28 protein-coding genes, 1 pseudogene and 2 riboswitches are annotated in these 21,722 nt (G+C 48.9%); of the genes and pseudogenes, 11 read left to right on the forward strand and 18 right to left on the reverse strand.

Annotated features, from left to right (window positions below):
• The first annotated feature begins 9 nt into the window (after positions 1–9).
• Both C3B52_RS18175 and C3B52_RS18180 read left to right on the forward strand, forming a co-directional pair.
• Positions 10–744 (forward strand): exonuclease domain-containing protein, encoded by a 735-nt coding sequence (locus C3B52_RS18175; RefSeq protein WP_103107820.1) that lies wholly within the window; start codon positions 10–12, stop codon positions 742–744.
• A gap of 48 nt (positions 745–792) precedes the next feature.
• A complete protein-coding gene (locus tag C3B52_RS18180) occupies positions 793–1,290 on the forward strand; it encodes a GNAT family N-acetyltransferase (protein ID WP_103107821.1) in 498 nt (165 codons plus the stop codon).
• 43 nt (positions 1,291–1,333) lie between these two features.
• Here the strand turns inward: C3B52_RS18180 and C3B52_RS18185 are convergent, their stop codons facing one another.
• The 8 genes and pseudogenes from C3B52_RS18185 to C3B52_RS18215 form a co-directional block, all read right to left on the reverse strand.
• The gene (locus C3B52_RS18185) at positions 1,334–1,810 is read right to left on the reverse strand and encodes a YbaK/EbsC family protein (RefSeq protein WP_201264909.1); all 477 of its coding nucleotides are present in this window, start codon (positions 1,808–1,810) and stop codon (positions 1,334–1,336) included.
• 102 nt (positions 1,811–1,912) lie between these two features.
• Positions 1,913–2,713: an NAD kinase gene (locus C3B52_RS18190; RefSeq protein ID WP_103107822.1), complete on the reverse strand. Its 801-nt coding sequence runs from the start codon at positions 2,711–2,713 to the stop codon at positions 1,913–1,915.
• A 103-nt stretch (positions 2,714–2,816) separates the two neighbouring features.
• Positions 2,817–3,266, reverse strand: coding sequence for an NUDIX domain-containing protein (locus tag C3B52_RS18195; protein ID WP_103107823.1), 450 nt, complete (start codon positions 3,264–3,266; stop codon positions 2,817–2,819).
• A 162-nt stretch (positions 3,267–3,428) separates the two neighbouring features.
• Complete coding sequence (locus tag C3B52_RS18200; protein WP_103107824.1) at positions 3,429–3,824, reverse strand: YugN family protein; 396 nt, start codon at positions 3,822–3,824, stop codon at positions 3,429–3,431.
• A 138-nt stretch (positions 3,825–3,962) separates the two neighbouring features.
• Positions 3,963–4,901 carry a hypothetical protein gene (locus tag C3B52_RS18205; protein ID WP_103107825.1) on the reverse strand — a complete coding sequence of 313 codons (939 nt, stop codon included), beginning with the start codon at positions 4,899–4,901 and terminating at the stop codon, positions 3,963–3,965.
• A gap of 137 nt (positions 4,902–5,038) precedes the next feature.
• Positions 5,039–6,145, reverse strand: a complete 1,107-nt coding sequence (thiO, locus tag C3B52_RS18210; protein ID WP_103107826.1) for a glycine oxidase ThiO — start codon at positions 6,143–6,145, stop codon at positions 5,039–5,041.
• 107 nt (positions 6,146–6,252) lie between these two features.
• Positions 6,253–6,369: riboswitch (TPP riboswitch) on the reverse strand.
• 79 nt (positions 6,370–6,448) lie between these two features.
• The gene (locus C3B52_RS38095; RefSeq protein WP_306418822.1) at positions 6,449–6,694 is read right to left on the reverse strand and encodes an excisionase family DNA-binding protein; all 246 of its coding nucleotides are present in this window, start codon (positions 6,692–6,694) and stop codon (positions 6,449–6,451) included.
• Positions 6,689–8,038 (reverse strand): annotated as a pseudogene (locus C3B52_RS18215) (glucose-6-phosphate isomerase); the annotation flags it as partial. The gene C3B52_RS38095 and the pseudogene C3B52_RS18215, both read right to left, overlap by 6 nt.
• Before the next feature lie 218 nt (positions 8,039–8,256).
• On the opposite strand from C3B52_RS18215, the gene C3B52_RS18220 reads away from it, so the two are divergent.
• From C3B52_RS18220 to C3B52_RS18230, 3 genes are read left to right on the forward strand one after another with little or no spacing between them, the layout of a single operon-like run.
• Positions 8,257–9,531, forward strand: coding sequence for an efflux RND transporter periplasmic adaptor subunit (locus C3B52_RS18220; RefSeq protein WP_103107828.1), 1,275 nt, complete (start codon positions 8,257–8,259; stop codon positions 9,529–9,531).
• A gap of 32 nt (positions 9,532–9,563) precedes the next feature.
• A complete protein-coding gene (locus tag C3B52_RS18225; RefSeq protein ID WP_103107829.1) occupies positions 9,564–10,283 on the forward strand; it encodes an ABC transporter ATP-binding protein in 720 nt (239 codons plus the stop codon).
• Positions 10,280–11,470 carry an ABC transporter permease gene (locus C3B52_RS18230; protein WP_103107830.1) on the forward strand — a complete coding sequence of 397 codons (1,191 nt, stop codon included), beginning with the start codon at positions 10,280–10,282 and terminating at the stop codon, positions 11,468–11,470. Before C3B52_RS18225 ends, C3B52_RS18230 begins: the two co-directional genes overlap by 4 nt.
• Positions 11,471–11,523: 53 nt before the next feature.
• Here C3B52_RS18230 and C3B52_RS36525 read toward each other — a convergent pair whose 3' ends face one another.
• The 3 genes from C3B52_RS36525 to C3B52_RS18235 are packed head-to-tail and all read right to left on the reverse strand — an operon-like array spanning position 11,524 to position 12,163.
• Positions 11,524–11,700: a hypothetical protein gene (locus C3B52_RS36525; RefSeq protein WP_164684828.1), complete on the reverse strand. Its 177-nt coding sequence runs from the start codon at positions 11,698–11,700 to the stop codon at positions 11,524–11,526.
• A gap of 50 nt (positions 11,701–11,750) precedes the next feature.
• Complete coding sequence (locus C3B52_RS36530; protein ID WP_164684829.1) at positions 11,751–11,897, reverse strand: hypothetical protein; 147 nt, start codon at positions 11,895–11,897, stop codon at positions 11,751–11,753.
• Complete coding sequence (locus tag C3B52_RS18235; RefSeq protein WP_103107831.1) at positions 11,897–12,163, reverse strand: DUF3886 domain-containing protein; 267 nt, start codon at positions 12,161–12,163, stop codon at positions 11,897–11,899. The genes C3B52_RS36530 and C3B52_RS18235 overlap by 1 nt, the downstream gene beginning before the upstream one ends.
• A 93-nt stretch (positions 12,164–12,256) precedes the next feature.
• Here C3B52_RS18235 and sspK point away from each other — a divergent pair, with 93 nt between their 5' ends.
• Complete coding sequence (sspK, locus tag C3B52_RS18240) at positions 12,257–12,388, forward strand: small acid-soluble spore protein K (RefSeq protein ID WP_049736785.1); 132 nt, start codon at positions 12,257–12,259, stop codon at positions 12,386–12,388.
• 21 nt (positions 12,389–12,409) lie between these two features.
• Here the strand turns inward: sspK and C3B52_RS18245 are convergent, their stop codons facing one another.
• Positions 12,410–13,270: a glycosyltransferase family A protein gene (locus tag C3B52_RS18245; protein ID WP_235615771.1), complete on the reverse strand. Its 861-nt coding sequence runs from the start codon at positions 13,268–13,270 to the stop codon at positions 12,410–12,412.
• A 129-nt stretch (positions 13,271–13,399) separates the two neighbouring features.
• On the opposite strand from C3B52_RS18245, the gene C3B52_RS18250 reads away from it, so the two are divergent.
• The 4 genes from C3B52_RS18250 (at position 13,400) to C3B52_RS18265 (ending at position 16,957) form a co-directional block, all read left to right on the forward strand.
• Complete coding sequence (locus C3B52_RS18250) at positions 13,400–13,753, forward strand: DUF3905 domain-containing protein (RefSeq protein WP_103107833.1); 354 nt, start codon at positions 13,400–13,402, stop codon at positions 13,751–13,753.
• Positions 13,754–13,885: 132 nt separating this feature from the next.
• Positions 13,886–14,185 carry an iron-sulfur cluster biosynthesis family protein gene (locus C3B52_RS18255; RefSeq protein ID WP_103107834.1) on the forward strand — a complete coding sequence of 100 codons (300 nt, stop codon included), beginning with the start codon at positions 13,886–13,888 and terminating at the stop codon, positions 14,183–14,185.
• 88 nt (positions 14,186–14,273) lie between these two features.
• Positions 14,274–15,389 (forward strand): site-2 protease family protein, encoded by a 1,116-nt coding sequence (locus tag C3B52_RS18260; protein ID WP_103107835.1) that lies wholly within the window; start codon positions 14,274–14,276, stop codon positions 15,387–15,389.
• A 227-nt stretch (positions 15,390–15,616) separates the two neighbouring features.
• Positions 15,617–16,957: a hemolysin family protein gene (locus C3B52_RS18265; RefSeq protein WP_103107836.1), complete on the forward strand. Its 1,341-nt coding sequence runs from the start codon at positions 15,617–15,619 to the stop codon at positions 16,955–16,957.
• A gap of 44 nt (positions 16,958–17,001) precedes the next feature.
• Here C3B52_RS18265 and C3B52_RS18270 read toward each other — a convergent pair whose 3' ends face one another.
• From C3B52_RS18270 to C3B52_RS18280, 3 genes are all read right to left on the reverse strand, one after another.
• Positions 17,002–17,979 carry a cation diffusion facilitator family transporter gene (locus C3B52_RS18270; RefSeq protein ID WP_103107837.1) on the reverse strand — a complete coding sequence of 326 codons (978 nt, stop codon included), beginning with the start codon at positions 17,977–17,979 and terminating at the stop codon, positions 17,002–17,004.
• Between the two features lie 164 nt (positions 17,980–18,143).
• On the reverse strand, positions 18,144–18,458 hold the full coding sequence (locus C3B52_RS18275; protein ID WP_103107838.1) for a DMT family transporter: 315 nt from the start codon (positions 18,456–18,458) through the stop codon (positions 18,144–18,146).
• Entirely contained in the window at positions 18,455–18,808 is a 354-nt protein-coding gene (locus C3B52_RS18280) for a DMT family transporter (protein ID WP_103107839.1), read from the reverse strand. Before C3B52_RS18280 ends, C3B52_RS18275 begins: the two co-directional genes overlap by 4 nt.
• A 115-nt stretch (positions 18,809–18,923) precedes the next feature.
• Positions 18,924–19,028, reverse strand: a riboswitch (guanidine-I (ykkC/yxkD leader).
• Positions 19,029–19,151: 123 nt separating this feature from the next.
• On the opposite strand from C3B52_RS18280, the gene C3B52_RS18285 reads away from it, so the two are divergent.
• On the forward strand, positions 19,152–19,613 hold the full coding sequence (locus C3B52_RS18285; RefSeq protein WP_103107840.1) for a low molecular weight protein-tyrosine-phosphatase: 462 nt from the start codon (positions 19,152–19,154) through the stop codon (positions 19,611–19,613).
• A gap of 59 nt (positions 19,614–19,672) precedes the next feature.
• On the opposite strand, the gene C3B52_RS18290 is transcribed toward C3B52_RS18285, so the two are convergent.
• The 3 genes from C3B52_RS18290 to C3B52_RS18300 form a co-directional block, all read right to left on the reverse strand.
• Entirely contained in the window at positions 19,673–20,491 is an 819-nt protein-coding gene (locus C3B52_RS18290; protein WP_103107841.1) for an alpha/beta hydrolase family protein, read from the reverse strand.
• A 104-nt stretch (positions 20,492–20,595) separates the two neighbouring features.
• Complete coding sequence (locus C3B52_RS18295; protein WP_103107842.1) at positions 20,596–21,021, reverse strand: PaaI family thioesterase; 426 nt, start codon at positions 21,019–21,021, stop codon at positions 20,596–20,598.
• A gap of 118 nt (positions 21,022–21,139) precedes the next feature.
• Complete coding sequence (locus C3B52_RS18300; protein WP_103107843.1) at positions 21,140–21,700, reverse strand: DJ-1/PfpI family protein; 561 nt, start codon at positions 21,698–21,700, stop codon at positions 21,140–21,142.
• Positions 21,701–21,722: the final 22 nt, after the last annotated feature.

The raw sequence follows: 21,722 nt of genomic DNA on the forward strand, positions 1-21,722 counted from the left end.
GGCATATCTATGGCACAATGGGAGCTTTTGCGGCGTATTTGGCACCTAACCCGCGAATCGGCAAGTGGCGCAAAAATATGGGAAACAGGGCATATTGAGGGAGATAAGCACCATCTCGCTTATTTGCGTTCATTGAGCAAGGAACGCAGGCAAGCAGATTCCAGCGCAAATATTCCGCTTGCGGGGATGGAGGTCGTCGTGGTCGATCTGGAGACAACCGGATTTTATCCCGATCATGGTGACGAGATCATTTCGATTGGTGCAGTAGCGATGAAGGGAGATCGATTGCTGCTCGGGGATTCCTTTTACACCCTGGTAAAGCCCGAGCGTTCGATCCCTCCCCATATTCGCTCCTTGACTGGAATCACAGATGAAATGGTTCGAGACGCTCCTGAGCTGGTACAGGTCTTATCACGATTTTTTCGCTTTGTCGGAGACCGTCCGTTGGTGGCGCATCATTCTCGCCACGAAAGGGAATTTTTGCGTGCCGGACTGTGGAAGACCAGTAGACGCCCGCTTACGCACCGTATGCTCGACACGATGCTGTTCATCCGGTTGCTCAGCAGCCCTGTCGGCAACGGCTCGCTAGATGTACTTTGCGCCATGCATGACATACCGATTTCGCGCCGCCATCATGCCTATTGCGATGCAGTGGCTGCCGGAGCTTTATGGGGAAAGTATTTGACCAAAGCGCAAGCAGTGGGATATACAAATCTAAGACAGATTTACGAAGCTCTTCGTTAAAGCTGTTCATTGCTAGTGTTCACTCTTATTAAAAGGAGTTCCTCACCAATGATACGTATTCGTGATGCCGTTATTGATGATTTGCCAGCCATGCTGGACATATACAACTATGCGATTCGGAATCTGGTCGCTACTTTTGATTTGGAAGAACAAAGCCTGGAGCAGCGCGAAGTGTGGTTTTACAAGCACGGTGAAAACTACCCGCTGCTCGTCGCTGAATCCGAAGGAGCCATTATTGGCTACTGCTGCCTGTCCTCTTTTCGGGAGAAGCCCGCTTATGCCAAAACGACCGAGCTATCTATTTATGTGTCTAATGAGGCCCATGGAAAAGGGGTTGGCACGGCACTGATGGCTGTCATCCTCCAACGCGCCGCTCAGCTCGGTTTCCATACAGTCATTAGCGGAATCGTAGGTGGTAATGAAGCAAGCATCGCTCTGCATAAAAAATTCGGCTTTGGATTTATCGGGCAGTTTCGCGAGGTTGGCTTCAAATTCGGGGATTGGCAGGATGTGCATTTTTATCAACTGCTGTTAGAAAAAAAGTAAAAAACTCCATTTTCACGAATGGAGTTTTTTTACTGTAGCATCCCTACTCCGCAGAAGCAGCGTCGACCTCCTCTGCCCCAGTCATTTGTAGCAATGCCTCGTATGTAACAGGCAAAAGCGATTCGGCAATACCCGCTGCCGTATACACATGAGAAAAACGCTGCAAGGAACGATCCACAAAAATCGGAACGTCTATTTCGAGAGCAAACGGACACACTGCTCCTACCTGATAGCCTGTCACCTCTAGAACCTCTTCCGGAGACGCCATTTTCGTTTTTCCTGAGCCCAGCGCCGCTTTGACACGTTTGGAATGAATGCGTACATCTCCCGCTGCGACAAACATCACGTATTTATCACCGGCACGAAACAAGATTGATTTGGCGATCTGGCCGATCTCTACACCAAGCGCCTGAGCAGCGGCTTCTGATGTGGGCAATGGCTCTTGAAAAAGGATCGGTTCCAGCTCCGGCTGATATTGTTGAACAAAATGACGAACTTTTTCCAATGGACTGCTACTCACTCTTTTTTCCTCCTGACTCTCCCTCATTTTCGAACAACAAAAAGCAGGCATGGCTCCAATGGCTTCGGAACCATCCTGCTCTTTTTCCGGCCAAAAAGACACTTACCCTTTGATAAACGACTTGCGTACTCTGCTCCAAAATGTCAGTCGCTTGTAACGGGCAAATTTTATCTTGTCCTGACCCACTCGGCATGTAATGGAGCGTACGTCTTTCCATACAGCTTGCTCTCGATCCAACCCAATCATGATCTCAGGGTTCATCACGATCAGTTCAACCTCATGATGCTTCGGCAAGACGAGGGAGCTGTTGACTGTACGATATGCTTGATTGTTGATCGAAGCGATCTCGGATAGCTGGATAGCCTCGATAGACGGATGTACGATCGCACCATCCACTGCTTTGTTATAAGCCGTACTGCCAGACGGAGAGGACACAATCAGGCCGTCACCACGAAACGTCTCGAGCTCATCACCATTAATGTAGACGCATGTCACCAGCGTCGATAAGGATGCATTGCGCAGCACCAGCTCATTCAAAGCCCATTTATCGTATTGTTGACCATCTCTTGTCACGATCCGGCATTCGACAGTAGGATATTCGGCAATCGCTGGTTCTTCCTGCTCCAGTAATTGCGCCACGAATTCATCCAGCTCTTCGGGTCTCCAGTCTGCATAGAATCCGAGATGCCCCGTGTGAATGCCCACGTAAGCCGGCTCGGCTCCATATTGATGGACCGCTTCCAACAATGTCCCGTCTCCACCGATGGAAATTACCATATCGGGACGTTCGTCAGGGCCAGACACGAATCTGTGCGGACTGTCTGCAGCCCTTACCTTTTCTTTCAATTCATTTTCTACTTCTCGCGTATAATCATCATTTCGCAGTACAGTCGCAATCTTCATGCTGGTCTGCCCTCACTTTTATCCTTCCAAGCGCTAAAGTAAGCTCTTTTCGTTTTTTTCACTATACCATAGGAAAAAGGGCAATGCATAAATTCCCCTCTCCTTACCATCTATCTTCTTGAAAAGATTGTGCTCGAAATTCATGTAAACGCCTTTTCGTCGCTGGTGACAAATCATCAGGCAATTCGTCCCAAGCGAAAAATCGCATTTCCGCAACCTCTACAGGATCTCGCTTTGGCTCCTGCGAATCTGTCAGTGCAGCATGGAAAAGGGCAATGTGGTCCCTTTTGCCTTCTCTTTCGCTATAAAAAAGGTGGCACAGCGAGAGTACATCAACTGTAATTCCGCATTCCTCCCGTAGCTCGCGCCGAGCAGCTTCAAAAAACGATTCGCCCTTCTCCACCCCTCCACCTGGCAAATACCAGCCAACCGTATACGTGTGGCGAATCAACAGTACCCCTCTATGTTCATCAGTAACGATTACTCTCGTGCCCAAGGTGATGGGTCTGCGAATTTTCCAGTACCATTTCGTAAGCGAGTGGAACCATCCCATGCTTTCGACTCTCCCCGAACCATTTTTTGGCTATGGGCTACCATTCTCCGTTTGAAATAGGTTTCCTGCTTTTTACATTAGAAAACCTGGCCGCGCCGAGTATATGGCGTAGCCGCGACCCTATTCAATGACAAAAACGGGCCTATCACTTAGGCCCGTTCTTCATGCAAGACGATTTTCCAATTCCTTTACGATCGCTTCTGCCTTGCGAATCCATCTCGGGTCAATCTCAGCATCCTTGTCTACTGGCTCCTGAAACTGATTCATCACACCTGAAACCATCGGCTCCATGTACCCGATATCTTCTTCGACGCCTGTTTGATAGACGTGGCGCAAAACAAACGGCTCGCCAATTTCCAGCCACGCATCTTCACTGTCCAGCTCTCCGGTCACAACATTCACAGGCAAACGCAGAAAGACCATATTTCGGTCATCCAGTACTCGGTCAAAAAAACCATGCTCATAATCCCAGTTGGCCAGAGTGAAGTTTGGTAGTGCTTCTCGAAGGTAACCGAATGTCCCTTTTGTACCCTGCAAGCTGCTTTTTATCGTTTTCATCGTCTATCCCTGCCTTTGTCTTTGAAACCATTCTTCTATTAATGTGTGACAAAACGATTCGTTGTACTCCCCTAAAAAGAAAAAGACAACAAGCCTCTATGCCCAAGCTTGGCAAAAGACTTGTTGCTCGTTTTCATATTAAAGCAAGGCGATGGTAAGCAGGGTAAACAATGCAAGCGGGATGATTTTGCGACCGCCGCAGCGACGTCGACGTCTTTTCGGAACGACAACGGGCGGCAATGGTTGCGGCGATATACCCATTGGTGGGCAAGGTGGCGGCGGTGGTGGGAATGGTGGTGGAAACGGTGGTGGAAACGGTGGCGGGAATGGTGGTGGAAACGGCGATACCGGCGGAAACGGCGGGAATGGATTGAAGCCCATATATGGACTTACTTGTGGCGGAAATGGATTCATTCCACTATATGGACTCACCTGGCTGTAAGGATTCTCTCCATAAGGGCTGATCGGAACACAAGGATTGCTGCTACTGCTAAATGGACTTACTTGTGGCGATGGTCTTTTACCACTGCTAAACGGACTTACTTGTGGTGATGGCCTTTTGCCTCTACTGTACGGACTTACTTGTGGAAATGGGTTGTTGCTGCTGCTGTACGGGCTTACTTGTGGAAATGGGTTGTTGCTGCTGCTGTACGGGCTTACTTGCGGAAATGGGTTGTTGCTGCTGCCATATGGGCTTACGTTTCCACCAGGATAAGGACTTATATCACCGTACGGATCGTAGCCTCCATAAGGGTAAGGATAGTAGACATCATACGGTGAAAAATAGGGATTTCCCCAGTCCTCATAGGTTTGATGACTTGCGACTTGCTCCACCTGATAGTAGTCGTCCTCATCATCTACTTCTTCTTCCGCATCTGGATCCTCTACTTCAACATATACATTTTGATCGTCATAATCGACAATGACACCTTCAATGACCTGCCCGTCGATAGCTTCGATGCGCACTTTTTGCTCCACGTAATCTTTGCAAATGTTGTGCACATTTTCACGCATATCCTTTAGCAGACTGACGGTCTGTATGTCAGCCTGGTATAGGTTTTTTTCATCAGACTGCATGGAAACTCCTCCCCTTCTGGTGTTTCTTTATTACCATATACAGGTGCCTATGGGGAGGTGTACCGTATTATAGGCTGGACTAGCCCAATTTCCACGCAGGATGCTCACTCAAAACCAGGATAAGCATGAACCAGGTGTTATTCACTGATAAAACGCGATGGCAAAAATGGCTCCAGATGCTCTGTGCCGCCCTGCTCCAAATAATCTGCCATCCACTTTGCCGTGATTGGTGATAGCAAAATGCCGTTACGGAAATGCCCTCCTGCGATAGAGAGCCCAGTCCAGCCGGGGATCGGACCAAGTAGCGGCTTACCGTCGGCAGTCGCCGGGCGAAGACCTCCCCAAGCCTCTAGGAACGCAGCTGTGTGCAATGCTGGAACGTACGGCATGACGCCATTTAAAACGCTAGCCAAGCCGGCCATTGTTACTTCGCGCTGAAAGCCACTTTCGTCCTCTGTGGCACCTATCACGATTTTTCCATCCTTTTTAGGCGTGATGTAGCCTGACGTCCCAAAAATGACTGTCCGAAGCGGTATCCCCACGGAGGAGACGGCTGCTATCTGTCCGCGAACTGGCCGTACAGGCACAGAAACATTCAGCATCTCCAGCATGATCCCTGCCCATGCACCGGAAGTAATCACGGTTTGCCCTGCGCGAAGCGGTCCCATGGAGCTTTCTACTCCGATGACCCTTCCTGCTTTGACGGCAATTCCACTCACTACGCATCCTGAGAGCAGCTTCACGCCTTGCAGTCGGCACGCTGTCACCAACGCCCGGAGCAGCAAGCGATTGTTGATGTGCCCTTCTCTTGGCGAATAGATGGCAGCCAGAGCCTTGTCGGTCAACATCGGCTCAACCTCGGTCAGCTCTTTTCCCGTGAGCCAGTGAACAGCGTATCCTTTTTCCTTTTGCCAACGATATTTGGCTTGCAGCTGTTCTTGTTCGTCATCATCCAATGCGACTGTTAGCAGTCCCTCCAGACTTAACTGCACATCTCCTGCGGTGAATTCCTCCAGTGTTTGCGCCCATTGTGGATACAGTCGCAGGGAAGCTACCCCCATATCGAGCATCGGTCCCGGTGCCGTAAATTCTTTCAAAGGAGCCAGCATCCCAGCCGCTGCAGAAGACGCCTGCCCACCCCACTCGCCTTGCTCAACTAGCGTAACCGACATGCCGCGGCGCGACAGCTCATACGCCAAACTCAGACCAATGATACCTCCACCCACTACCAGACAATCACTCATGCTTCTCTCTCCTCACTGTGTTCGTCCGGGTCATACCAAAGGCAAAAAGCCCACCATCTCCTATGCAGGAAAAGGTGGGCTCATACGCATATAACCAATCAAGGCGCAGTTTTTGCCGGCAACCATATCCCTGCGCCGGCATGATCCGGATCAGGTGCAATGGGTCGATGGTCTGTCGCTTCCATCCTCTCAGCCCTGCATGAAGGACTCCCCGAGTTGCTACTTCGTCTATGTTGTTTACGTTTCCTTTTTCATTGACCAGTATAGTCCTGTTGGCAACCATCTGACAAGTCTAACAATAGCTTAGTCCTCATCTTTTACATCATAGCTTTCGGGAATCGTCTCATGCCTGGCTGCTTCCTCGTACTCCCGCAGCTTACGCATTTCCTCCAGATGGTGCTTGAACTGATCCTTGTTGATCAAATATTCATTGCCATCGTGAACGGCGCGAATCCGTCCTTGGCTAATTCTTTCCAAAATGAAGGTTTCCGGGAGCTCCAGATAGGCTGCTGTCTCCGCAACGGTCAAATACGTCTTATTCTCTTGCAATCTAGCCTCCAGTTCCGCTTTCTGCACTTCGTAGCCAGGTTTGCCCAGAAGTGCAAACATGTTGGCTTTGTACGCCTCTACTCCTGGCTGATCAAACGGGTTTACGCCTAACAAATAGCCGCTTATCCCGCACGCCTTTTCAAAAAAGTAGATCAGGCCCCCCACATGATAAGCCGTGGCTTCCGGAATCTCTATGAGCAGATTAGGGACTCCGCCAGCTACGTGGGCAAGCACTGTTCCTTCGAAAGCTTTTTTATTCACAAACCCCATGCGCTTGCCTGTAAGGAAATTCAGACCGTCTACATCGTCCGGGTCCTCCTGTACAGTCATATCGATGGCAGGTTTAGTTACAGAAACCGTAGTTTCAAACAAATGCCGCATACCGTCCTGTATGTATTGTCCCAAAGAATGCAAATCCGCCGAAAACTCTGCAGAGGCTGGAAAAATGCCTTTTCCGTCCTTGCCCTCCGACTCACCGAATAGCTGCTTCCACCATTCGGCAAAAAAGCGAAATTGCGGTTCATAGCTGACCAACAGCTCTACCATCTTGCCTTTTCGATACAGCGCATTGCGTATCGCCGCATATTGGTAGCACGGATTTTCATGCAGATCCATGACCATGTACTGCTCTCTGGCATCTGCCGCTCCCTGCATCAGGGCATCCATATTCGCACCACTCACCGCGATTGGCAAAAGCCCCACAGCGGTCAGGACTGAATAGCGTCCGCCGATATCATCGGGAATGACGAACGTTTCATAGCCCTCTTCGTCAGCCAGCTTTTTCAAGGCTCCACGCGCCTTGTCTGTCGTGATGTAAATTCGTTTTTTGGCTTTCTCTCGCCCGTACTTTTTTTCTAGCCAGTTGCGAAAAAGCCGGAATGCAATTGCAGGCTCTGTCGTTGTCCCTGATTTCGAGATGACGTTGATCGACGCGTCTTTTCCTTCCAGCACGTCCATCAGATGCGAAATGTAGACGGGACTGATATTGTTGCCTACAAAATAAATCTCTGGGGAGCGCCGCTTGGACTTCGGCAGCAAATTGTAGAAGCTGTGGCCCAAGATGTCAAGCACAGCCTTTGCCCCTAAATAAGAGCCTCCAATTCCAATGACCAGTAGCACATCGGAGTCTGCGGAAATACGTGCCGCTGCCTGTCGGATTCGTTCGTACTCAGCACGGTCGTACTGCTCGGGCCAATCTACCCACCCGAGATAATCTCTGCCTGGTCCCGTTCTTTTGTGCAGCATTTCATGCGCCTGACTAATCGCCGGAGCAAGCTGCTCCCATTCATGAGGTTTGACAAAAGCACGAGCGTTGGAGTAATCAAAACGAATCGCTTGGTTCATAGCTCCCCTCCAAAGGAACGTCATCTATTCCTTATCTTATCACGGGATTTACCCGTAAAGTACTTTACGTCAAAACCTATCAAAAAGCGATGAAATCATAAATATTTCGCCACAGCTGTAACCCTTTTCCAATCATTTCGTATAACCTTTCGAGCAACGAAATGTTTTGGCATTACGCTTTATTTCATCACTTTAAGAAAAACAAGGGGAAATCAATCATGAAAAAACGCTGGTGGATCATTGGTTCCGTAGTTGTCCTCCTGGGCGTCGGTTATGTCGGACTAGGCATGACAGGATCACAACAAGCCATGGGTATGCCCGTAAACATCGGAACTACAACAAAGTCGACTCTGGAAAGCAAGATTCTCACTTCTGGGGTCGTTATTGTTGAGGACAAGCAAAAGCAGTACGCGAATGTAGCCGGAACCTTGCGAGAGTTTGTCGTAAAGGAAGGAGACAAAGTCAAAAAGGGACAGGTCATCGCGAAAATTGATACATCTGACGTCGATAGCAAAATTCTCGATATCGAAGCTCAAATGGAGCTGGCGAGAGCCAATCTGGCAAAAGCTCAGGTAGGTAATGAGCCAGAGGAAGTGGCGCAGGAGAACGAGCGTGTCTTGCAAGCGCAGCGCGAGTACGATACAGCTAAAAAAGAATACGACCGGATGCATCAGCTGTTTACATCAGGTGCCTCTACGCAGCAGGAGCTGGATAAAGCCAAATCTCAGGTAGACTCTACTCTTTCTACCCTGAATGTAGCCAAGCAGCAGCTCTCCCTCAAGAAAAAAGGTCCTCGCAAAGAAGAAATCGCTTCTCAGCAAGCACAAATCAATAAGCTGCAAGTGGAACGTGGTCAGTTGGAAAAGGATCGCGTCCAAAGCGTTCTCGTTGCTCCAGCAGATGGAACCATCATCGGGGTTGCAGCCGACAACGGACAATACGTGAACAAGGGAACAGAAATTTTAACACTCGCAAATCTCGACAACCTGTTGATTCAGGCAGATATTAATGAATCAGATGTAAACAAAATGAAGGCGGGACAAACTGCAGTCATCGAAGGCACGACATTAGGAAAACAAAAGCTGAATGCCAAAGTCACGCGGATTGCACCAACGGCAACCACCACACAAAGCAGCTCGGGCCAAGGTGAAAAAACCCGTGTCAAAGTGACGTTAACGCCTGAAGGTGATTTGTCTGCCCTCAAGCCTGGCTTCCATGTCGACATCAACATTTCCGTAGAAAAAATTGATGATGCGCTGCAAGTACCAATTGAAGCCGTACAACAAGATGCTGACGGCAGCACGTTTGTCTGGGTCGCAGCTGATGGCGTAGCGAAAAAGCAAAAAATCGAAACGGGTACAGAAAACGAGCTGTTCTCTCATGTTAAATCTGGTTTAAATGGTGATGAACAAATTATTTTGAGCCCTGTTGATTCCTTGTCTGATGGAACACCAATCATGCCGATGCCGGGCGGAGCAGGAATGGGTATGTAGCCCACTTAAGCAGGAAAGGAGGTCAGCCGACAATGCTTCACGTAGAAGGCTTGACGAAATCATATAAAACGGGCGACTCTACACTTCCGATCTTAAAAGGCGTCTCTCTCCTGGTGGAACAGGGCGAATTCGTAGCTATCATGGGACCATCGGGATCAGGGAAATCGACATTTATGAATATGCTAGGTTGTCTGGATCGTCCGGATACAGGGACGTACATGCTGGATGGAATTGAAGTAAGCAGTCTGAAGGACCAACAGCTTGCACATGTTCGCAATCAAAAAATCGGCTTTGTCTTTCAATCCTTTAACCTTTTGGCTCGCTCTACCTCTCTGCACAATGTAGAGCTGCCGATGATGTACGCCAATGTCAGCCGCTCGGAACGCAGGAAGCGTGCGACCGAGGCACTGAAACGAGTAGGGCTTGCTGAGCGCATGCACCACAAGCCGACACAGCTCTCTGGTGGGCAAAAGCAACGGGTAGCAATTGCCCGTGCACTCGTGAACCGCCCCGCCATTTTGCTGGCTGACGAACCAACAGGAAATCTCGACAGCCGCTCTGGTATCGAAATCATGGCCATGTTTCAGGAGCTCCATGCACAGGGTGTCACGATCATTCTGGTTACGCACGAGCTGGACATCGCCCAGCATGCCGAGCGTATCGTCACTTTTAAGGACGGAGTGATTATTCGGGATGAACGGGTCACTGAGCGACTCTTTGCTACCCCGTCAGACGAGGTGATCGTCACATGAATTTTTTGGAGAGCTTCACGACCGCAGTAGAAGGAATTTGGGCGAACAAAATGCGCTCCAGTCTGACGATGCTCGGGATTATTATCGGAATTACCTCTGTCATTACGGTGACAACTCTTGGCGAGGGTGGACAAAATGCCATCAATCAGGAAATGGAGAAATTTGGGCAAAACACCTTCAATGTCTACATTAACTGGGAAACCAAAGAAACGATGTCTAACGATGATTTGACGGTAGAGGATGCGGAGGTACTCAGCAAGATCAGTCCCGCAATCGAATACATCGTTCCTTACAACTCCGCGACCATCGAAATGAAGGGTCCAAAGAAGGAAGAACGGGTTAACCTCACTGCTACCACCTCTGATTACTTTGCCATGCAAAAGACAATGAAGGTAGCAAAAGGTCGTCTTTTCAACAGTACAGACGACAAAGAGCAGCGGGCTGTAGTCGTGCTGGAGGAAGCACTGGGGGAAAAGCTGTTCGGACAAATGAACCCGATTGGTCAGCGCGTGCGTTGGGGAAACAACTCGCTCGTTGTTATCGGGACATATACTGAGGAGAAATTCAAGTTCGACATGGGTGCGCAAACCTTTGGTGCCTTTGTCCCGATTCGCTTCCACCAAACCTTGCAGGAAGAGCCCTCCGTCCAAATGTTTATGGGAAAAGCGATCGATAAAGCATCTGTGACTCCTGCCATGCAACAGGTGAAGCAATATTTGAGCCGCAAGCATCAAAAGAAAGATCATTACATGGCTCGCAGCATGCAGGAATCAGTCGACCAGTTCAATCAACTGACTGGCACACTGACTCTGATCTTTAGCGTCATTGCCGGTATCTCGCTGGTGGTTGGTGGCGTCGGGGTTATGAACATCATGCTCGTTTCTGTCACCGAGCGTACGCGAGAGATCGGTATTCGCAAAGCGCTGGGTGCCAGACGCCGCGATATATTGGTCCAGTTCCTGATTGAGTCGGTAATCGTCTGCCTGATCGGTGGTCTGATCGGCGTCTTGTTCGGACTTGGCATCGCTGCCCTGATATCCCACTTTGCCAATTTGCCCCCGACCCTATCCTGGAACAGCGTATTCATCGCTTTCGGTTTTTCCAGCGCTATCGGTATCTTCTTCGGCCTGTACCCGGCGAACAAAGCTGCCAAGCTGGACCCGATCGAAGCATTGCGTTACGAATAAATGAGGTAACAAAAAACATGCACCTGGCGTTGCTTGCGCTTTCGGTGCATGTTTTACGTTGGAAAGGTATCCGTCATCAGTTTCAAAAGAAAAAAAAGCGCAATTCCGACGCTCGCCACGGCCCACCAAATCGTTTTGTTGTCTGCCTTGTCTGCCTTGTAAATCCTGCTCAGCTTCCAGGTGCCTACAGCTACGCAGAGGAGACTGATCAGGAGCAGGATTGTCCCCATGATCTCCCTCCTTTCCCTTCCCTAGCTATATGGGATGGGACAGAAAAAAATCACTCCTTTGGCTCCTTTTTACCCAAACGATTGAGAACTTGGCGGCCTCGTTCCTTGATGGACTCATCCTTTACATCCAATTGGCGCTTTTTCATCATGCCATTTTTCGAAGTGTCGGGGCGAGCCTTCTGCTGCTCATCACGCATTAGCTATACTTGCCTCCGCCCTTTTTCTCATAATCAGCCAGGAGCTCGCCAAAGCTTTTGTTTCGCTCGCGCTCTTCCTGCTCACGACGTTTTTGTTCTGCTAATTCTTGTGCTTTTCGTTCGTTATCTGCCTTCATTTCCTTTTCCAGCAGCTTGAGCTTTCCAAGGGCATCGGCATTCAGCATATCCTTCAGACTGTTTAGTCCGTTTTTCGTTTCTTCCACTTGCACAGCTGGACGCTCATGCTTGCGCTGTTTCTTCGCCATGTTAACTTCCATCCTTTCTCTATCTCATTTCTGTCCTCTCTGGCTCAAACCTGGTCATACTATGTCCATCTGGCATGAGGAGGAGGACAAGACATGGTACGCAACAAAGCAAAAGACTTCGGGAAAACCGCAGAAATCAGAGGACCAAAATCCCAATCGGAAGCCGTTCGCTCTGATGGCTCCATTAATAGTGAACCACAAGAGCGGTTAAAAGAAAACCGTTAGCAGGCAAAAACCGCCGGGCTATTACGCTCGGCGGTTTTTCTTAGAAAGCGGTGGACGGTCCAGTATTTTTCGCTTTACCCATTCCTGCCCCAGCAGCGTCAGCTTTTCGTCAAACTGGAATATCGCTCCTTTTTTGATCAGGCGCTTCGCCAGATCACGCTCCATTTCCACGCGTGGCAAGAGCTTAAAGGCTCCAGCCGTATCCAGACTGACGCGAGAGAGAGAAGCATGCCTAGTTGAAAACAAGGTCCATGGCCAGCGATAACCGGATAAGCCCGCTCCGTATTTTTGCTTGATCATAAGACGCTTCTCCGCTTCCGGACAAGGTAGACCAATCGGGAATGCCTGACCATTCGCAATTTGCCCCTCCTCAAGCAAGCGGATTGCTTGTGTCTGGGAGTGTGGCCGCTTGATATACGGATAATTTTCCAGCCATTCTTTGCATTCAGCATGCTGAATTGGACTGAAGAGTGGATCGTATACCGAATAAATACGCCTTGTATTCAGTCCCAGCAGGACGAGTCTCGGGTTCTTCTCGTGTGCATGCAGGTGCACACTGATGAACTCCCGCGGAACGATCATCGTCGGTGACAAGAAAATGATCAGCTCGCCACGCGCCTGCTTCATTCCCCGATTCAAAAGCTCTGCAAGCGGTAGTGTCCTCCGAAACCGCAGACATTGAAGGGGATAATGGGCAGCAAACCCCGCTATTTTTTCAGTTACGCCATCTCGTGAGGCGTTATCCAATACGATGACTTCGAATTTTTCGAATCCAATAAACTGCAGGTTAAAGCTGAACAAGGTATATAGGAGCTGATCGGCTGTGTCTCTGACTGGAATGACGACACTGGTAAGCATCGGATCTCCCCCTTTTTGTAGCATATGCACCAGCATACTAATTGGGCTGGGCGCATCCTTTTGCAGGGGAAATACAGGCAGCCTCTCGTATAAGAGGCGCGTCGTTGATGCATCTTAGTCAAGAGACATCTTCGTATGAAGGAGGTCCAGTGCATGGACAAGACCAACCAGGAAAACGAAGAAATCAAAGATATCTCTCTTGACGGAACGCTGCCTCATCAAATCAGCGCACCTGATTTCAAAAACTCCTCGCGAGATGTTCAGAAGCCGTTTGTCAATGAATTTGGGGTCATCATCGGTGACAGTCTTTACGATTCGGAACATTCCCCGCTAAACAACTGGTCGACGGAGACAGATCCTGAAATTATGGCTGGCGACAGGTGGGTCCATCCAACCAATGATATCGGCTGGAACTCCAACGAGAACAAAGAGCTGTTGGAAGACAAGGAAATAAGCGGGGCACGCTTCATGCACCCGACCTTTGATGTAAGCAAAGGCAAGGACTAGCCTCATCTGTCTACAGGCAGCCCATTCGGCAGAGCCATTCTGCATGGATGGGTATTTTTGTATGGGTACTTAGCTTATATGCTGATTTGATTATGATACAATGGGCAGTAACAAACAGAGGGGGATTTGCCCATGAGCATCGAGCTTGTGATCGAGCCTGCGTTTTCCCAGGCTTATCAGCGCTACGCCGGATTTGTGCCGGGAGATACGCTGCGCTTATACGTACGAACGAGCGGTCCAGGAACTGGCGGCTTGTTCTATGCCATTGAAAAGGATGAAGCTATGACAGACGATGCTGTCTTTGAAATAGAAGGACTTATCTTTGTCATTCGGCCTACCGACTTTTGGTATTTTGACGGTGGCCTTCTTGGATACAATCCTACTTACGGCGAGTACGGCTTTACTTTTACCAATCCTCGCCTGGAAAGCTAGGCTGCACACAAACTGTAAGCCCAAGAAACTTTCCTGGGCTTACATCGTATACAATCAATAACTGCCATGATGTTTGGGAGGAACCTGCATGAAAAAAAGCCGTTCGGTCCTCTTAGCCATTGGTGCCTTTTTACTGGCGAATCTCAAATGGTTATTGGGAATTTTAAAGTTTTCCAAATTCGGCACAACCTTGGTGTCGATGGTTATCAGCTTATGGGCGTATGCCATGTTTTACGGATGGAAATTCGCTGTCGCTCTCGTCTATCTGATTTTTGTCCATGAGATGGGGCACGTCATAGCGGCTAAGCGTAAAGGAATAGCTACCTCTCCTGCTGTTTTCATCCCTTTTGCTGGCGCATTGATATCCTTGAAGGACCTGCCACGGGATGCCAGTACGGAGGCTTATCTAGCCTACGGTGGTCCGCTTGCAGGGATGATTGCCTTTTTACCTGCTCTCCCGCTTTACTGGTGGACGCAGGATCCGTTTTGGGCATTGGTCATCTACCTCGGTGCTTTATTGAATCTGTTTAACCTGCTGCCCGTTTCTCCTCTGGATGGGGGACGAATTGTTTCTGTGTTGTCTACAAAAATCTGGTTTGTCGGCTTGGTCGGAATGGGGATCATGCTATTCGCTTCGCCCGGACCGATTATGGTGATTATTTTCATCGTCGGTCTGATTACATGGTGGAGTCGACTGCGAGAAGGCTATCAGCATCAGGTGCTCCATTATGAACGCACGAAGCTGGAGGACTTTCTTCAGTTTTCCGCACAGCTGCCGCAATTGGAATCAACGTGGGACAAACGCTTGCAGTTAAATGAAGAAGTGACTGCTCTAAACAGTAAAGAACTGCACAAAGGCTTTTTAATGCCGTTCATCCAGGATGAAAAACGGCTGGATCGGGATAAATTGAAGCTGGATAAGTTGTTCATGCACCGAAAATGGGAGCTATTCAAGCAATGGGAGCGTGAGCCTGTTCAATTTATTGACTCTGATCCGTTCCGTCCTGCCCCCTCTGAGGTACTCCTCGAGGGTGAACGCGTCGCCCGCCAGCGTCTGACGGAAGTAGATGAACAGATGCATCGACTGACCACGTACTACGAAGCGCCTGCCAGTACGAAGTGGAAAGTATTGGCCGCCTATCTCGGCCTTGCCGCAGTCCTATCCGCATTTTTTGTCTACGGACAGCAAGTGCTTCATCGCTAAAACCCCAAGGGCGTTTCAAGCTTTTGAACTGTCAGACCCAGCAATTTGACTATCTATGACCTTCTCCGGGCTCAAAAACCTGCGCTACGGATATCTGAGAGTCTCTCTTCATGAGCAACAGGTCAGAAACGCCCTTTTCGGTTGTTTATCGCTTTTGTGAGATGTTACAAAACAAGATAAAATAGAACGTATACTTTCACAACATTCTAGAGAGGATGACTATTTACTTGGATAGCGTTCCGATAGTGCTCAACCTACTGCTTGTCATATTTCTTGTCTTTCTAAACGGCTTTTTCGTTGCCGCAGAGTTTGCTCTCGTCAAGGTACGGCAAACGCGCCTGACGCAGATGGTTAATGAAGGAAACAAACGAGCTGTATACGCCCAAAAGGTAACTCAAAAGCTAGACGGTTACTTATCTGCCTGCCAGGTTGGTATTACACTAGCTTCACTGGGTCTTGGGTGGGTCGGGGAACCGGCTATCGCCCACATGATCGTAACGCCATTGCTTGGATCTTCAGGATTGCCTGATTATCTGATCTCCGCCATCTCGTTTGGTGTAGCATTTGCGATCATCACGTTCCTTCACATCGTATTAGGTGAACTGGCACCAAAATCTTTGGCCATTCAGAAAGCAGAAATTACCTCGCTGTGGGTTGCTGCGCCATTGATGTTTTTCTATAAAGTGCTTTACCCGGCTATCTGGTTCCTGAACGGAACAGCCAACGCCCTTCTGAAACGCATCGGCCTCGAGCCTGTGTCGGAGCATGAAGCGGCGCATACAGAAGAGGAAATTCGTATTCTTGTGAATCAAAGTCACCAAAGCGGCCATATCGACCAAACCGAGCTGGCGCTGGTGGAACACGTCTTTGACTTTTCCGAAACCTTGGCCCGGGAGACGATGATCCCGCGCATAGACATGGTTTGCTTATATACCACGAATACGTTTGAAGAAAACCTGGAGATCATCCGTAGCCAGCGCCACACGCGATTCCCGGTAGCGGATGAGGACAAGGACAACATCATTGGCTTTGTCCATGCAACCGACTTTTATCTTTCCGCTCTCCAGGATGGACATGTCGAGCTGGACCAATTGCTTCGCCCGGTTCTGACTGTTCCGGAAACAATGGAAATTAGTACGGTTCTGCGTTTGATGCAGAAAAAACGCTCGCAGCTGGCTATCGTGATCGACGAGTATGGCGGAACTGCCGGACTGGTTACGATGGAAGACATTCTGGAAGAGATTGTCGGAGATATTCAGGACGAGTTTGACGAGGAAAGACCGGAGATCGAGAAAGTGGAAAATGGCTTGTCTGTATCCGGTATGCTCACCCTGGCTGATCTGAACGATCATATCCCGTTTGAATTGGAGTCAGAGGACGTGGATACGATCGGTGGCTGGCTATACAGTCAGTTGGAAGAAGAGATTGCCGTTGGCGCTTCAGTCGAATGGGAAAATTACTTGTTCACCGTCAAGATGATGGATAATCACCGTGTAACACGGATTTTGATTACACCACTTGCTGAGCAGGAAACGGAACCAACTGATCAACTCGTATCTGTCTCCTAAACGAAGCCCCACACTAAGGTGTGGGGTGTTTTTCATTTCAGGTTTCAGGTCGCTTCGAGATTCTCGGGGCGTCTCCAGTCACTGATTCCGTTGTCCTCGAGAATTCCCATCGTCACATCGCTGATATCCGGGTCCGTGAGCAGGCTATCCCGCACCCGATATTTGATATCATCCGCTACAGCGAGTGTCAGTCCCTCGCGCAGCTCTACATAACATTCCACATGGTAAAAACGTCCTTCCTGAACGATACGCAAGCGGTTAATATCCGTCACATCCGGGTCCTCAAATATGATGCGTGCGACTCTATCCTCTATTTCCTTTGGCGCAGCAACACCGATTAATCCGACCATATTATCGTAGCCTACCTTGAAAGCCACACCGATCATCAAAATGCCAATCAGAATGGTTGCAATCCCGTCCAACAGAGCAAAAGAGCTGAACGCAGTCACGATCACTGCAATAAGAGCGAGGAGCGCCCCTGTAGTTGCCACAATATCTTCGTAAAAAACAAGCCTTGTAGGCGGTGCAGCCCGTCCTACATTGCGGAATGCAGCAGGTATGACTCCCCAGCCTTTTGCCTCGACACGGGTCTCATGAACAATCTCGTTCATTGCTTTGACCAGCACATAGCCATCCACCACAATCGCCAGGAACAAAATAATAAAGTTGATCCAGAAATGGCTGGATGCAGCTGGCTCTTTTATGAGATGAATGCCTTCCATAATGGTCTCGTACGCCATAATCGTCACCACGATGACGGCGACCATGCAAAACAGGTTGATTACCCGACCGAATCCAGTCGGAAAGCGCGGCGTTGGCTTTTTTTCAGCAAGCACACTGCCAAAAAACACAAAACCTTGATTTACTGCGTCCGCAATCGAGTGCATAGCCGAGGCGAACATAGCCCCGCTCCCGCTATAGGCTGCAGCAAAACCTTTGACGATAGCTAAGCCCGTATTGCCCAATGCTGCCGTAGCCGATGACGTATTTCCTTTTTTTAATGCTGCCCAAAATGAGCTCATGCAGTTAAATGGCCTCCTCGCATGAAAAATATGTAAATATTCCAAGACCGTTTTATTATACTATGCCCTTGAAAAGTTCGATGTCGTTTTTTGCAGAATAGAAAAATGATGTGAAAAAGACAGACATAAGGAAATGTCTGTCTTAAAACAAAAGCGCAAGCAGGTTAGGCAATTAATTTAAGTCCAGCCACAGAAACGATGACCAGTGCAATGCAAAGAATGCGCAGCTTATCTTTCGGCTCCCCGTAAAACAACATTCCGACAAGCGCGCTTCCGACGGTTCCGATCCCCGTCCACACTGCGTAAGCCGTCCCCATCGCAATCTCTGTCATGGCAAACGAGAGCAGGAAAAAGCTGAGAGTAAATCCGCCAATCAATACGACAAAAGAGCGCAAAGATGGCTTGCGATTGACCTGAGTAATCCCCATGACGCCAACGACCTCAAACAATCCGGCAAATACTAATGATACCCATGTCATGCTACATCACCTTCTTTTCTTTGCGGCTCTGCACTGTCGTGTGTTACCAGCTTCAAACCGAGAATACCTATCAAAAGCAAGGCGATCAGCCCAACCTTGGCCCAGCTGAATGGTTCTCCAAAGACAGCCATCTCACTAATCACAGTACCCGCTGTCCCCAAGCCGACAAACACAGCATAGACCGTGCTAGTAGGCAGTTTTTTCCCTGAATAGACCAGTACACCAAAGCTAATGATGATGGCAATAACGGTTACCGTCCATGTCAAAAAGCTATCTGCGTGTTTCAGTCCGGCCACCCACATCACCTCAAAAACGGCAGCAACGACAACCAGCAACCAGTTTTTTCCCATGATGACAAGCTCCCTCCTTTAGTTTATATGGTTCCCCAAAAGATCAGCGCAGCTGATGATGGCTGAGACTTTTTCACATGCAAAAAAAGCCTCGGGTGGAATACCATCACAGATATTCTCCCGGGCTTTTATCCCTCCGTGTACACGACCGCAGTCGTGGGTTTTCTCTCGGTCCAGACCGGCATTCAGACTCGTCCGCGGAACCCTAGAAAACTCAAGTGTATGCAATTAATCGTTGGGGTAACTGACGCCCATTATAGCAAACAGCGATTATTTTGGCAATGACGTATGGTATCCTTACATACATAGCCTGATACAAACGGTAAGAAGAGAGGAGTATCGCATGACACACGTACTGTTCGTTTGTCTGGGGAATATTTGCCGCTCACCTATGGCCGAAGCTGTCTTTCGTCACCTCGTGGAAAAGGAAGGATTGGCTGATCAAATCTCGATTGATTCATGCGGGATTGGCGGCTGGCACGCTGGAGAGCGACCGCACAACGGCACCCAAAAAGTATTGACGCAAAAGGGAATTTCGCACGACACACTACGCGCTCGTCAAATCAAGCGCCAAGATTTTTCCGATTACGATTACATCGTCTGCATGGACGAAGAAAATCTGAGTGAGCTGAACCGCATGGCTCCATCAGGCAAAAAGGTGTACCGCCTGCTCGACTTTGCTCCAGATGCTATGGAACAAAATGTAGAAGACCCTTATTACACTGGACGCTTTGAATACGTGTATGAGCTTGTCCAGGCAGGCTGCCAAGGGCTGCTTGATGAAATCAAAGCGAAAAAAGGATAGCTCCATCCGTCCATAACAAAAAACGCGGGACGTATATCCTGCGTTTTCCCCCATTATCATTACACCGCGAACTTCTCCACTTCCATCTGCCTGCCCAGCCAGCTCACTGTGCTTGTGATCAATCGATTGTAGCTGTCAGCCGAGGAAAACGTATGATCTCCCCCAACCACAACCTCTGTCTCGCAACGTCCTCTCCTGCGCAAATGCAGCTCATGCTCATAGTGGAACATCGAGTCTACCGCTATGACATCGTCCCGGTTTCCATGCAAAAGCAATGCATTGCCTTCAAATTGCTTGGCTTGGCGCAAAGGATGTGCCCCTTTTAACGATTGGAAAAAGCGTTCCTGTAACAAATAACCGCAGTGATCCGTATAACCTGTTGAGAGCGCATCCTCATATTCCCGAGTACCCACGATCCGCACGATATCGTCATAAGGACGCGCAACCGCCGCCCAAGTAACAAGGGAATGAATCCGTTTATCCTGGCTCGCTGTCAATACGGCGACGGCTCCGCCCAAACTGTGCCCTAAGAGACTCACACGCTCATGGTCGATTTGCTCCTGAGCAAATGCGTAATCAAGAACATCACGGGTTTGTTTCAGTAGCACATCCAATCCGCCTGCTCCATAGTCTCCATCGCTTTCGCCGCAGCCGCCGTAATCAAAGCGCAATACAGCAAAGCCTTGGGAGGCGAGCTCTCTGGCGGATTTCACAAACAAACGGTTCACTCCGATACGGCTGCCGATAAAGCCATGGCAGATGATCACCAGGGGAGACTTCACGTTCTTGTTCCTTATTAACATATCAGGCTCGTGCCACGTAGCTGCTAACGAAATATCACCGCTTGGAATATGAATGGTCCGTTCCAAAAAGCTCACCTCTTTATTTTTAGTATTCCGAGTAGTTTACTGAGTTATTACGTTCATTATCTCTTTTTCATATTGAATTGTCAAGGATATGCACGTCATAAACTACCAGATCGCTATCCATTCATAATCATCACAGAAGACACGCTAGAGGCAACCTTCTTACCTTCCTGGGTAAGCTCTGCTACCAGGTACGCTACGGATTTGCCCAATCGCTCTACTTTGGCTTCGATCTCCACTACGCCCTCAAAAACAGGCCGGTGGAAAGTCGTTTGCAAATTGATAGATGCAAAGCTTTGTTGATCATTCAATAATGAGGCGATCGCATAAGCCATCATAATATCGGCTGCTGCAGAAAGAAAGCCGCCCATGGCTACTCCGTTCCCATTGATAAATAAAGGGGCGACCTCCCATCGCCCTTTGGCTACACCGTCCTCGGCATAGTCAGCATACACCTGGAGCGTGGAGTCACATGGCGGGGGAACGTCTCCTTTTCTAGCAACGTCGAGCAAATCGGAAATAGTATACTTTTTAGTTGTCATCAGTAACCTCCACGAATATTTCGAAAATAATTTCTATTATAGCAAAAAGCAGCAACCCTGAGCTTTTTTCAAGCTCTGGACTACTGCCTTCACACAGTCGGATCTGTTTGTTTTTAACCTACACTAGCGCGTTTACCTGCTTTACAAACTCTTTCATCAAAGACGGCAGGTCGTTCCACGCGTGACCAGAAATCAGGTTGCGATCTACATGGAAGCGCGTCTCGATGTACTTTGCGCCTGCTGCTTCTACCTCTGGCCGACATGCGAAGTAGGCAGTCATTTCGCGCCCCTTGATCTCGTCTGCAATAACGGTAAGTGCTACACTCGCATGACAAAGGATCATGATAGGCTTATCCTGTTGAAAGAAATGGCTTGCGATTCGTGCAAAATCTTTGTGCAGTCGAATGTGTTCAGGAGCACGTCCGCCCGGAATAATCAGAGCATCGTACTGTTCTGGATCGATCTGTTCAAAGGATGCATGGGCTTCTAGCTGATAGCCTCTTTTTTCTGTGAAGGTCTGCCAGTCTTCAAAATCATGGACAACGGTATGCAACACCTTGGTATCTGTTGGAGAAGCAATTACAGCCTCAAATCCTTCCTCCAGACACCGATAATATGGATAGTAGGCTTCCAAAGCTTCTACGGCATCGCCTGTTACGATCAGTACTTTTTTCGACATTGCTGCGACACTCCTTTAAAAT

Origin of the sequence: Brevibacillus reuszeri, from assembly GCF_002897295.1 — a bacterium.
Classification (GTDB): domain Bacteria; phylum Bacillota; class Bacilli; order Brevibacillales; family Brevibacillaceae; genus Brevibacillus; species Brevibacillus reuszeri_A.

What these genes read in the sequence shown, in the direction of transcription:
- C3B52_RS18175 (WP_103107820.1), top strand. Translation starts at nt 10, where the DNA reads ATGGCACAATGGGAGCTTTTGCGGCGTATTTGGCACCTAACCCGCGAA.
- C3B52_RS18180 (WP_103107821.1), top strand. Translation starts at nt 793, where the DNA reads ATGATACGTATTCGTGATGCCGTTATTGATGATTTGCCAGCCATGCTG.
- C3B52_RS18190 (WP_103107822.1), bottom strand. Translation starts at nt 2,713, where the DNA reads ATGAAGATTGCGACTGTACTGCGAAATGATGATTATACGCGAGAAGTA.
- C3B52_RS18195 (WP_103107823.1), bottom strand. Translation starts at nt 3,266, where the DNA reads ATGGGATGGTTCCACTCGCTTACGAAATGGTACTGGAAAATTCGCAGA.
- C3B52_RS18200 (WP_103107824.1), bottom strand. Translation starts at nt 3,824, where the DNA reads ATGAAAACGATAAAAAGCAGCTTGCAGGGTACAAAAGGGACATTCGGT.
- C3B52_RS18205 (WP_103107825.1), bottom strand. Translation starts at nt 4,901, where the DNA reads ATGCAGTCTGATGAAAAAAACCTATACCAGGCTGACATACAGACCGTC.
- thiO (WP_103107826.1), bottom strand. Translation starts at nt 6,145, where the DNA reads ATGAGTGATTGTCTGGTAGTGGGTGGAGGTATCATTGGTCTGAGTTTG.
- C3B52_RS18220 (WP_103107828.1), top strand. Translation starts at nt 8,257, where the DNA reads ATGAAAAAACGCTGGTGGATCATTGGTTCCGTAGTTGTCCTCCTGGGC.
- C3B52_RS18225 (WP_103107829.1), top strand. Translation starts at nt 9,564, where the DNA reads ATGCTTCACGTAGAAGGCTTGACGAAATCATATAAAACGGGCGACTCT.
- C3B52_RS18230 (WP_103107830.1), top strand. Translation starts at nt 10,280, where the DNA reads ATGAATTTTTTGGAGAGCTTCACGACCGCAGTAGAAGGAATTTGGGCG.
- C3B52_RS36525 (WP_164684828.1), bottom strand. Translation starts at nt 11,700, where the DNA reads ATGGGGACAATCCTGCTCCTGATCAGTCTCCTCTGCGTAGCTGTAGGC.
- C3B52_RS36530 (WP_164684829.1), bottom strand. Translation starts at nt 11,897, where the DNA reads ATGCGTGATGAGCAGCAGAAGGCTCGCCCCGACACTTCGAAAAATGGC.
- C3B52_RS18235 (WP_103107831.1), bottom strand. Translation starts at nt 12,163, where the DNA reads ATGGCGAAGAAACAGCGCAAGCATGAGCGTCCAGCTGTGCAAGTGGAA.
- sspK (WP_049736785.1), top strand. Translation starts at nt 12,257, where the DNA reads ATGGTACGCAACAAAGCAAAAGACTTCGGGAAAACCGCAGAAATCAGA.
- C3B52_RS18245 (WP_235615771.1), bottom strand. Translation starts at nt 13,270, where the DNA reads ATGCTACAAAAAGGGGGAGATCCGATGCTTACCAGTGTCGTCATTCCA.
- C3B52_RS18250 (WP_103107833.1), top strand. Translation starts at nt 13,400, where the DNA reads ATGGACAAGACCAACCAGGAAAACGAAGAAATCAAAGATATCTCTCTT.
- C3B52_RS18255 (WP_103107834.1), top strand. Translation starts at nt 13,886, where the DNA reads ATGAGCATCGAGCTTGTGATCGAGCCTGCGTTTTCCCAGGCTTATCAG.
- C3B52_RS18260 (WP_103107835.1), top strand. Translation starts at nt 14,274, where the DNA reads ATGAAAAAAAGCCGTTCGGTCCTCTTAGCCATTGGTGCCTTTTTACTG.
- C3B52_RS18270 (WP_103107837.1), bottom strand. Translation starts at nt 17,979, where the DNA reads ATGAGCTCATTTTGGGCAGCATTAAAAAAAGGAAATACGTCATCGGCT.
- C3B52_RS18275 (WP_103107838.1), bottom strand. Translation starts at nt 18,458, where the DNA reads ATGACATGGGTATCATTAGTATTTGCCGGATTGTTTGAGGTCGTTGGC.
- C3B52_RS18280 (WP_103107839.1), bottom strand. Translation starts at nt 18,808, where the DNA reads ATGGGAAAAAACTGGTTGCTGGTTGTCGTTGCTGCCGTTTTTGAGGTG.
- C3B52_RS18285 (WP_103107840.1), top strand. Translation starts at nt 19,152, where the DNA reads ATGACACACGTACTGTTCGTTTGTCTGGGGAATATTTGCCGCTCACCT.
- C3B52_RS18295 (WP_103107842.1), bottom strand. Translation starts at nt 21,021, where the DNA reads ATGACAACTAAAAAGTATACTATTTCCGATTTGCTCGACGTTGCTAGA.
- C3B52_RS18300 (WP_103107843.1), bottom strand. Translation starts at nt 21,700, where the DNA reads ATGTCGAAAAAAGTACTGATCGTAACAGGCGATGCCGTAGAAGCTTTG.